We start from the raw sequence: 4321 nt of genomic DNA, 5'->3' as shown, positions 1-4321 counted from the left end.
CGTCAACGACATCACGCCGGGTCGCTTCGGCGCGGTCGAGGGCACCAACACCATGGAGGTCCATGACGTGGCGGGCAACGTCACCACGGTGACCTTCGTGCTCGACACCACCGGCCCCACGATCACGGAGAAGGCCGGCTCCTCGGCCGCGGCCCGCTCGTTCTCGCTCGACGACCTCGAGCTGGGCAGCGGCGTCGCCGGCGTACGGATCAACGGCGTCGACTTCCCGCTCTCCGCGAACCGCTGGTCCGACGTGAACGACCTCATCAGCGGCAGCTTCTGGGGCGTCCGGGTCGGGGAGAACACCCTCGTCGCCTACGACGCGCTCGGCAACGAGACCACGGTGACCTTCTTCATCGAGGCGCCCACCGTCGAGACGGAGGGCGTCCCCGAGGACGAGACGACGTCGCCCGACCCGTCGGACGGCTCGGAGCCGGGGGACGCGGACGACGCCACCGATGGTGAGCCGACCCGTACGCCGGGTGGCACCTCCGGGTCGGGAGCCGTGGACCCGGGCGCCGTGCAGTCCGGCGCCGTGGCCGGCACGATGGCGACTCTCGAGACCGAGACCGGCGAGACCGGCACCGCGGCCGCCGAGGCCTCGGCCGGCCTCCCGGCGTCCCTGCCCGCCACCGGCGGAGGCGGCGTCGCCGCCGACCAGCTCGCTGAGGCCAGCGCCGCCCCGGCTGGGGGCGCCACCTCCGCCCTCCCGCTGATCGGCGCGGGCATGCTGGTCGTCCTCGCTGGCGCCGGAGCACTCGTTCGGCTGGCCCGCCGCTGACCGGCTGTTGATCGGCCGCTGATCGGCACCTCGGCCCCGCTGGACGCCCTTCCCGGGCGATCCGGCGGGGCCGAGGTCACTCCGGGGGAGGGACGGGCGCGGTCCGGTCCCGTAGCTCGGTGCGGTGGCCGAGGTCCTCCAGCCACCCCACCAGGACCTCGTGGAGCGCGTCGGCGCCCACGATCATCTGGTCCGGTGCCGCGAGCTCGGTCGGGTGGACCAGCATCGCGCGGTCCTGCCAGCCGCCGAGGCCGCCGTGGCACCCGACGAGCCCCTCGAAGGCGGCCACCTCGCCCAGCTCGTCGACGAGGCTGTTGACGTACAGATCGGGGGTCTCGGGCATGCTCGCGGCGCGGAGCACGAACTCGGCGGCGTGCGGCCCGAACGGCGCGAGCGGGTCCTCGCCGACGACGACCCCGTCGCGGACCCGGTGCTCCCCGCGGGCGCCGAACGCGACCGGCCCGTACTCGGTGGTGTCGACCACGACGAAGCCCACCCCGGGGTGGACGATGAGCCCCGGCACGAGCGCCGGGAACCGATCGGTGAGCTCCTGCAGGGTCAGCCGGTGGTCCTCACCGGCGACGTAGACCAGGCCCAGGTTGCCGGAGCCGAACACCAGGAACTGCTCCTTCTGCTCGCCGCCCCCAGCGCGGCCGCCGGCCTCGGCCTCGTGGGCGTCGTCCGCCTCGGCGAAGGTCACGTCGGACATCCGCTGCGTGGTGCGGGCCAGCGCGCGCCCGAGCACCGAGTCGTCGCTGGCGGAGGAGGCCAGGACCGACTGCACCGAGCCCGCGCCCTCGGAGTTGCGGTCCGTGCCCAGCGCCGAGGCGTCGGCCAGTCGGGCGACCACGGCGGCCAGGTCCTCGCCGTACCGGTCGGCGAACGTGGCCCCCTGCGACTGGCCGTGATCGGACAGGACGACCAGGTGGTACGTGCGCGGTGCGATCTTCGCGACCTCCTCCAGGCGGCCGAGGATCGCGTCGATCGAGGAGAGCGCGGCCACCGCCTCCGGACGGACCATCCCGACGTGGTGGGCGATCCCGTCGTAGTCCACGTAGTCGACGTAGATCGAGCGGCGGCCCTTCAGCATCGCGTCGGCGACCAGCGAGGTGTTGAGGTCGCGCAGCACGCCGGCCAGCGCGGCCCGCTCGGCGACGAAGCTGCGCCCACGGTGGACCCGGGGCTGGATGTCGCGGCGGATGGCCCGGCGGGCCTGGAACCTCTCGCGGACCACCTCGCCGACCATCAGCGGGATGCTGCGGGCCAGGCCGTTGGGGCTGGCCAGGAAGCTGGCCAGCGCGGCGCGGGTCTCCTTCGTCTCCTGCGTGCGACCCACCGCGCTCATCGTGACGTACGCCGTGGGCGCGTCGCCGGTGAAGAGGTTGCTCACCGACACCCCGTCGTCGGCCAGCAGGCCGCGCCCGTCGGAGTGCCGCGCCTCGATCAGTGCCGCGTCGGCGGGCTTGTTGGCGACGTACACCTTGCCCTCGGCGCGATCGACCCAGCGGAAGGCGGGGATGCCCTCGATGGTGCCGTGCAGGATCCCCATCTGGCTGGCCGGGGTGGTCGCGGGCAGCTTGGGCCGCCACTCCGCCATCCGGTACTCGCCCGACCGGATCCAGCGCGACAGCGTGGGCAGCGTGCCGGCCCGCACGTGCCACTCCAGGACGGGGAAGGGGACCCCGTCCATCTGGACGAACAGGATCCCGGGTACGTCGGGGTCGGGCACCGTCACGGGCCTGCGCCGCGCCCGGCGCAGCATCCGCGCGGTGACCGCGTCCTCCGTGCCGGCGGTCGCCAGCCAGCCGAAGGCGAGGCCGACCGTGGCGATGATCCACGACGCGACCAACGCGCCGAGCAGGCTGTCCTCCACGCCCTCCTCGCCGAGCACGGCGAGCCAGATGATGAATGCCTGCCCGAAGATGCCGGCCAGGGCCGAGCCCACCCAGCCCAGGTACACGGCCAGGCGCACCAGTACGGGCCGCAGCAGGAATCCCCAGATCGCGACGCTGATCGCGACGCTGAACGCGCGCCACCACTCGCCGATGCTGAACCCGGGCACGATCCACGACGCGACCATCACGCCCACCGCGCCGCCGAGCAGGCTCAACGCCGCCCGGCCGAGGTCGCCCAGGGTGAAGTGGGGGCGCCACCAGCGCCGCCTGTCGTCGGCCACGTCTTCCGCCACGTCTTCCGCCACGTCTTCCGTCACGTCTACCGCCACGTCTCTGTGCACGTTGATGCCGCGCGTCTCGTTCGGAGCCTTGCGCATGCTCCGATCGCGCGGCAAGGGTCGTTGGACCGCGGCCGCGTGAGTCAGCGGCCGGGGACCTCGATGACGTAGGCGTCGTGGTCGGAGAGCCGGCCCTCGTCGAGGAGTGCGGAGTGGTGCTCCATTTTCGCCTCCCAGGCGAGAGGTACGGCGATGTGGTCGATCGACGACAACCCTTCGATCTGGTGGGGGGCATCGGCAGTGGGCGCGCGGAGTCCGAGCTGGTCGAGGGCCTCGACGATCCTGTCGCGTCCAGCCGCGGAGCCGGCGTACTCGGCGCCGAGGAGGGCGTGGTTCCAGTCGCCTCCCCAGACGGTGGGGGAGTGCTTCGCGATGGCGTCGACGGCCTCGACCGTGCGCTCGAAGGTGGTCGCGCCGACCCACGGTGGCCCCGACCCGCACGAGCGCCAGGGGAGGATGGACGAGCACAGTCGGAGGTCGTCGTACTCGACCATCGCCGAGGCGCCGTGGGGGTCCGGCAGGGGCGTGTGGGGGCGGGCCGTCCAGACTCCGGCCCAATGCCGTCGCTGGGCCATCAGGAGGCCGGTCACGTGGCCGTGTCGTTCGGGCAGGTCGACGCGGTCCGAGACCTCGGTCAGCAGCAGGACCTCGCAGTCGAGGTCGTCCAGGAACTGTCGGTGCTGGTCGCCCCAGCGTCCGGCGAGGTTCCAGGTCCCGATGCGCACGGCGGGATCATCCCGCCTCGCTCGTGACTGCGCACCGGAGTTGCTCGTGCCGGCACGAGCTCGGGTCGGGCTCGGAATCCGACACCGTCGCGGTGGTCGGCGGCGTGCCGGATGGCCGCGACGATCAAGGCGGCGTAGCGCTGGCGGGCGTCGTCGCCGAACTCCTCCTGCGTTCTGGTGAGGATCTCGACGATGTCCTGCTCGGCGGCGCGGCTGAGCGGACAGTGCTCGTCAACGCCGTTCGGCGGGGCCAGCTCTTCCTGGCGCTCGGTGAGCACGACGTTGCGTGTGGCCATGACGACCACCTCCGATGGCGGTGTATGCCAGTCAGGTGGGAGTGCTTGACCGTTGAGCCTCATCGTTCGCCCAACAGCCACTCCTGCGACCGCACCGTCGCACCGGACCCGTACGCCGCCGTCTCAGGCTCCTCGGCCACCGCCATCACGTCGGGCACTCGGCCGGCGGCGTATCGCTCCGCGGTCGGCTCCGACGCCCGCCGGACCTCTGCGAACTGGGGGACGGGACTGCTGCACGGACAGGTGACAGTTGGGGTTAGGCCGCCTGGACGGCGGTCGGGGCCAT

4 protein-coding genes are annotated in these 4321 nt (G+C 72.9%); 1 reads left to right on the top strand and 3 read right to left on the bottom strand.

Annotated features, from left to right (window positions below; translation table 11 throughout):
• On the top strand, nucleotides 1-781 hold a 781-nt coding region (locus tag E8D34_RS20975; protein ID WP_206056824.1), incomplete at its 5' end, for a hypothetical protein.
• Between the two features lie 76 nt (nucleotides 782-857).
• Here the strand turns inward: E8D34_RS20975 and E8D34_RS20610 are convergent.
• The 3 genes from E8D34_RS20610 to E8D34_RS20600 all read right to left on the bottom strand — a co-directional run bounded on the left by E8D34_RS20610 (nucleotide 858) and on the right by E8D34_RS20600 (nucleotide 4035).
• The gene (locus tag E8D34_RS20610) at nucleotides 858-2957 is read right to left on the bottom strand and encodes a phage holin family protein (RefSeq protein ID WP_168929547.1); all 2100 of its coding nucleotides are present in this window, start codon (nucleotides 2955-2957) and stop codon (nucleotides 858-860) included.
• 140 nt (nucleotides 2958-3097) lie between these two features.
• Entirely contained in the window at nucleotides 3098-3739 is a 642-nt protein-coding gene (locus E8D34_RS20605; protein ID WP_136596387.1) for an endonuclease/exonuclease/phosphatase family protein, read from the bottom strand.
• The gene (locus tag E8D34_RS20600; protein ID WP_136596386.1) at nucleotides 3649-4035 is read right to left on the bottom strand and encodes a type II toxin-antitoxin system RelE/ParE family toxin; all 387 of its coding nucleotides are present in this window, start codon (nucleotides 4033-4035) and stop codon (nucleotides 3649-3651) included. Before E8D34_RS20600 ends, E8D34_RS20605 begins: the two co-directional genes overlap by 91 nt.
• Nucleotides 4036-4321 lie beyond the last annotated feature (286 nt).

Origin of the sequence: Nocardioides sp. GY 10113, assembly GCF_004919105.1 — a bacterium.
Classification (GTDB): Bacteria; Actinomycetota; Actinomycetes; order Propionibacteriales; family Nocardioidaceae; genus Nocardioides.
Note: the sequence above shows the minus strand (reverse complement) of the source record. Positions and strands in the feature narration are given on the sequence as shown.